The organism is uncultured Azohydromonas sp., assembly GCF_937926365.1.
Lineage (GTDB): Bacteria > Pseudomonadota > Gammaproteobacteria > Burkholderiales > Burkholderiaceae_C > Azohydromonas.
In genome coordinates, this window is record NZ_CALAOH010000012.1 from 1 (window position 1) to 4,799 (window position 4,799).

The 4,799-nt window shown below is 72.3% G+C and carries 6 protein-coding genes; all 6 read right to left on the minus strand.

What is annotated here, in order from left to right:
* The coding region (locus tag Q0741_RS00855; RefSeq protein WP_298231313.1) for a cytochrome c oxidase assembly protein at positions 1-421 on the minus strand (421 nt) is incomplete at its 3' end.
* Positions 421-768 (minus strand): hypothetical protein, encoded by a 348-nt coding sequence (locus Q0741_RS00860; RefSeq protein WP_298231314.1) that lies wholly within the window; start codon positions 766-768, stop codon positions 421-423. The genes Q0741_RS00860 and Q0741_RS00855, both read right to left, overlap by 1 nt.
* Positions 769-776: 8 nt before the next feature.
* On the minus strand, positions 777-1,415 hold the full coding sequence (locus Q0741_RS00865) for a cytochrome c oxidase subunit 3 (protein WP_298231315.1): 639 nt from the start codon (positions 1,413-1,415) through the stop codon (positions 777-779).
* Complete coding sequence (ctaD, locus tag Q0741_RS00870; protein ID WP_298231316.1) at positions 1,412-3,340, minus strand: cytochrome c oxidase subunit I; 1,929 nt, start codon at positions 3,338-3,340, stop codon at positions 1,412-1,414. The genes Q0741_RS00865 and ctaD overlap by 4 nt, the downstream gene beginning before the upstream one ends.
* Positions 3,337-4,296 carry a cytochrome c oxidase subunit II gene (locus tag Q0741_RS00875; protein WP_298231317.1) on the minus strand — a complete coding sequence of 320 codons (960 nt, stop codon included), beginning with the start codon at positions 4,294-4,296 and terminating at the stop codon, positions 3,337-3,339. Before Q0741_RS00875 ends, ctaD begins: the two co-directional genes overlap by 4 nt.
* A gap of 4 nt (positions 4,297-4,300) precedes the next feature.
* A partial coding sequence (locus Q0741_RS00880) for a c-type cytochrome (RefSeq protein WP_298231318.1) occupies positions 4,301-4,799 on the minus strand: 499 nt, incomplete at its 5' end.

The following is a 4,799-nucleotide window of genomic DNA, read 5'->3' on the forward strand; positions in this document are numbered from 1 at the left end:
GCGCTCCGCCCACCGCCGGACGCGCGCGCGGCGGCAGCGCCCAGGTCCAGGCCGCCAGCGGCCGGCCCAGCACCAGCAGCGGCGCGGCGACCAACATCAGCAGCTCGTGCTGCAGCATGTGGGCGGCAAAGCTCTCCGTGGCCCAGTGGTCCAGCGGCCCCAGCAGCGAGGCCGCCAGCGTCAGCCAGCCCAGCGTGAAAGCCGCGGCTCGCGCGCGGGCGATGCCGTGGCCCACGCCCGCGTGCTGCCACAGCCGCGCCACGCCCAGCACGTACAGCAGCGCCGACAGGCCCAGCAGCGTGATGACCAGCGCCGCCCAGGGCGCGCCGGAGGCCTCCTCCCCGACCGCATGCGCGCCGGCCGGGCCCGCGGCCAGCGCCAGCGCCAGCGCGGCGACGCACCAGTGGCATCGCAACGCCATCACACCATGCACGGCGACAGCACCGCCACCGGCAGCCACAGCGCCAGGATCACCAGGCAGGACAGCGCCCCGCAGGCCATCGCCATCCAGGCGATGAAGCGCCGGCGCTCCTGCGCCGCGTCCGGGTCCGCGCCGCCCTCCCCGGGCGCGGGCGCGGCCTCGCGCGTGCGCCGCACCGTGCGCGCCGCCCACAGCGCCAGCCCCAGGCACAGGATGAAACTCGCCGCCATCGGCAGGTGCAGCAGCGCGCCGCGCTGCAGGTTGCAGCCGGGGCCCAGCAGCGCGTAGCTCAGCCCCAGGTTGCCCAGCACCAGCAGCGGCCCGGCCAGCAGCGCGATCCAGCCCATCGTTCGCCTCACCCCAGGCGCGGCACGCCGTAGACCACGGCGTACAGCGGCAGCCAGCTCCACACCACGAAGTACCAGTAGAGGGAGTTCTCGCTCACGTCCACGAAGCGCCGGCCTTCGAGGTTGCGGGTGTGCAGCAGCACCGTCAGCACCAGCGTGTCCCAGGCGTCGGTGAGCAGGTGCAGCGTGTGCAGGCCCAGGATCATCCAGACGATGGAGCCGTAGGCGCTGCCGTCCCAGCGGCAGTTGAGCGTCTGGAACTCCAGCACCCGCACGCCCAGCACCGCCAGTTCGGCGACGCTGGTCAGCACCAGCCAGAAACGCACGCCCTTCAGGTCCAGCGCCTCGGCCGCGCGCTTGGCGGCATGCGCGGGCCACAGGCTCGCCAGCAGCAGCAGCGTGTTCGCCGTGCCCCACAGCAGTGCCGGCGGCATGTCCTCCATGGGCCAGCGCGAGGCGAAGCTGCGCAGGTAGAAGTACACGCCCACGGCCAGCGCGAACACCGTGCCCTCGATGGCCATCAGCCCCAGCGTGCCCCACCACATCAGGCTGCGGTGGCTGAAGCCGAAGCTCGGCAGGTGCGACACGTCCAGCGCCGCGCCCTCGATGCGCGCCTGGACCAGCTCGGTCTGGCGTCCCATCCTCATCGCGGCGCCCTCTCGATGGCCAGGTGCTTGGCCGTCTCGCGCCGGCGCGGCCAGAACCACAGCGTCAGCCCGATCGCGGCCGGGATCAGCCCGTACACCGCGCCCCAGGGCGTGAAGAGGGACCACACGAAGCACAGCGTCACCGCCAGCGCGCTCAGGAAGGGCCAGGGCGTGGGCTCGGGGAAGCTGACGCGGTGGTCGGGCACGGCGTCCAGCACCGTGGTCACCAGCTGCTCGCGCTGGTCCACCGCCAGCCCGGCCACCTGCGAGGGCTCGCGCGGCGGCGTCCACAGCGGGTAGGCGCCATGCACCACCGGCGTGGCGTCGAAGTTGGCCGCCGGCGGCGGACAGGTGGAGCCCCACTCCAGCGTGCCCGCGCCCCAGGGGTTCGCGCCCGCGCGCTCGCCCCGCCGCCAGCTGCGCCAGAGGTTGAACAGGAACACCAGCAGTCCCGCCGCGAGCACCCAGGCGCCCACCGTCGCCAGCAGGTTCATGCCCTCCCAGCCGCGGTCCGCCGGGTAGGTGTAGACGCGCCGTGGCATGCCCTCCAGCCCCAGCAGGTGCATCGGGAAGAAGGTGACGTTGAAACCGATAAACAACAGCCAGAAGCTCCAGCGCCCCAGCCGCTCGCTGGTCATGCGCCCGGTGATGAGCGGCCACCAGTACAGCACCGCGCCCAGCAGCGGGAACACCGCGCCGCCCAGGAGCACGTAGTGCAGGTGCGCGACCACGAAGTAGCTGTCGTGCACCTGCAGGTCCAGCGGCACCGAGGCCAGCATCAGCCCGGTCAGCCCGCCCAGCACCAGGATGAAGAAGAAGGCCAGCACGAACAGCAGCGGCGCCTTGAGGTTCACGCGCCCGCCGGCCAGCGTGGCGAGCCAGCAGAAGATCTGGATCGCGGTCGGCACCGCGATGAGCATGCTCGACGCCGTGAAGAAGCTCTTGCCCAGCTCCGGCAGGTTCGTGGCGAACATGTGGTGCACCCACAGGCCGAAGGCGAGGAAGGCGGTGGCGATGAGCGCCAGCACCATCGCTGGATAGCCAAAAACGGGGCGCCTGGCGAACGTGGCAACGATGGTGCTCACGAAACCCAGCCCGGGGATGAAGATCAGGTAGACCTCCGGGTGGCCGAAGAACCAGAACAGGTGCTGCCACAGCAGTACATCCCCGCCCTCGCCCGGGTTGAAGAAGTGCGTGCCCACGAGGCGGTCGGTGATCAGCGAGGTGCTGGCCAGCATCACCGCCGGCATGGCGAACATCACCATGAAGGCCGTCACCAGCATGCCCCACACGAACAGCGGCAGCCGGTTGAGCGTCATGCCCGGGGCGCGCAGCTTGAACACCGTGGTGATGAGGATCACCGCCTCCAGCAGCGCCGAGAGCTCGGTGAAGGTGATCATCTGGGCCCAGAAGTCCACCCGCTTGCCCGGCGAGTAGTCGGGCCCGGACAGCGGCGGGTAGGCGAACCAGCCGGCATCGGCGCCGGTGTTGGTGAGGAAGGCCGCGAACAGCATCAGCCCGCCGAAGAGGTAGACCCAGTAGGCGAAGGCGTTCATGCGCGGAAAGGCGATGGAACGCGCGCCCAGCATCAGCGGCGTGATGTAGACCGACACCGCCTGCATCACCGGCACGGCGAACAGAAACATCATCGTCGTGCCGTGCATGGTGAAGAGCTGGTTGTAGAGGTCCGGCCCCACCAGGCCGTTCTCGGCGCGCGCCAGCTGCGTGCGCATCCATAGCGCCAGCAGACCGCCGGCGAGGAAGAAGCCGAAGGCCGTGACCAGGAAGCGCCGCCCGATGGCCTTGTGGTTGACGGCGCTGAGCCAGCCCCACGGCCCCGGCGGGTCCGACCAGGTGGCGTGCAACTGCGCCACCTGCCGCGGCGTGGGCGGCACGTCGTTGAGCACCGGGGCCTGGGTGCTCATTTCAGCCCCTGCAGGTACGCCACCAGCGCCTGCAGGTCCTCGCGGGAGAAGGCATGCGCGGGCATGTTGACGCCGGGCTTGTGGGCCTGCGGATTGGTGATCCAGGACGCCATGTGCTCCGGCGTGTTGGGCAGCCGTCCCGCGGCCAGCGTGCGCTGGCTGCCCACGTGCGTGAGCGGGGGCGCCTGGCGCCCGGCCGCGTCGGTGCCCTCGATGGCATGGCACATGGCGCAGGTGCTGCCCATGAACACCTGCCTGCCGCGCACGCGTTGCGGCTCGCTGGGCTCGGCGGCGGGCTGGCGCTGGCTTTGCGCCCAGGCGTCGAAGGCCGCCGGGTCCACGGCCACCACCTCCAGCGCCATCCAGGCGTGCTGCAGGCCGCAGAACTCGGCGCACTGGCCGCGGTATGTGCCGGCGCGGTCGGCTTGCAGCGTGAGGGTGGCGGTGCGGCCGGGGATGAGGTCCTTCTTGCCCACGAGGCCGGGCAGCCACAGGCTGTGGATCACGTCCGTGCCCTGCAGCGTCACGATCACCGGCCGGCCCACGGGGATGTGCAGCTCGTTGGCGGTGGTGAACACGCGCGAGGGCGCCGCGTCGTCGTAGCGCGCCTCCCACCACCACTGGTGCCCGGTCAGCTCGATGTGCAGGGCGCTGCGCAGCGGCAGCCGCGCCAGCGCGCGGTCGGTGAAGACGCTGGCCGCGATCAGCACCAGCAGCCCGGCGATGGACAGCCCCAGCGCCACGCACACCGCGCGGCGCCGGCCCGCTTCGTCGGGCAGCGCGCCCGGCGCCGGGGTGCGCTCGTCGCCTTTCGGCGCGCGCCACAGCACCCACAGCGTGGCCAGCGTGATGGCGAGCAGGACGGCCAGGCACATCCAGAAGAACAGCGTGCCCAGCTCCAGGACCCGGGCGGCCTGCGGGCCGGCGGGGGTGAGCGCGGATTGGGGCAACGGCATTCCCTCACCTCGCCTTCGGCACCGCCTCCGCCCCGAGCCGCTCGTCGTCCCGCCGCTGCTCCGGCAGCGGGCCGCTCAGGCCGTCGTTGCGGCCGGGGGCCACGTCCGTGCGCAGCTGGCCGCTCATGGAGCGCACGTAGGCCGCGAGCTGCCACAGTTGCTGGTCCGTCATGCGGCCCTCGAAGGACGGCATGCCGTTGGGACGGCCCTGGCGCAGCGTGGCCACGATCTGCGCCGCGCTGCCGCCGTAGCGCCACTCGCCGTCCATCAGCGGCGGGCCGCTGCCGCCCCCGCCCATGGCGTGGCAGCCGTTGCAGTTGAACCAGCGATACCAGCGCTTGCCCTGCGACACCGCGTAGGCGTTCTGCTCGAAACCCGCCGGCGTGGCGATGGCGGCCGTGGCGTCGGAGGCCGCCGCCGCGGAGCGGTCGATCTGCGCCATGGAGGCGCGCATCGCCGGCGCCGGCGCGGCCTGGGCGCTGGAGGCCGGGGCCGCCGCCACC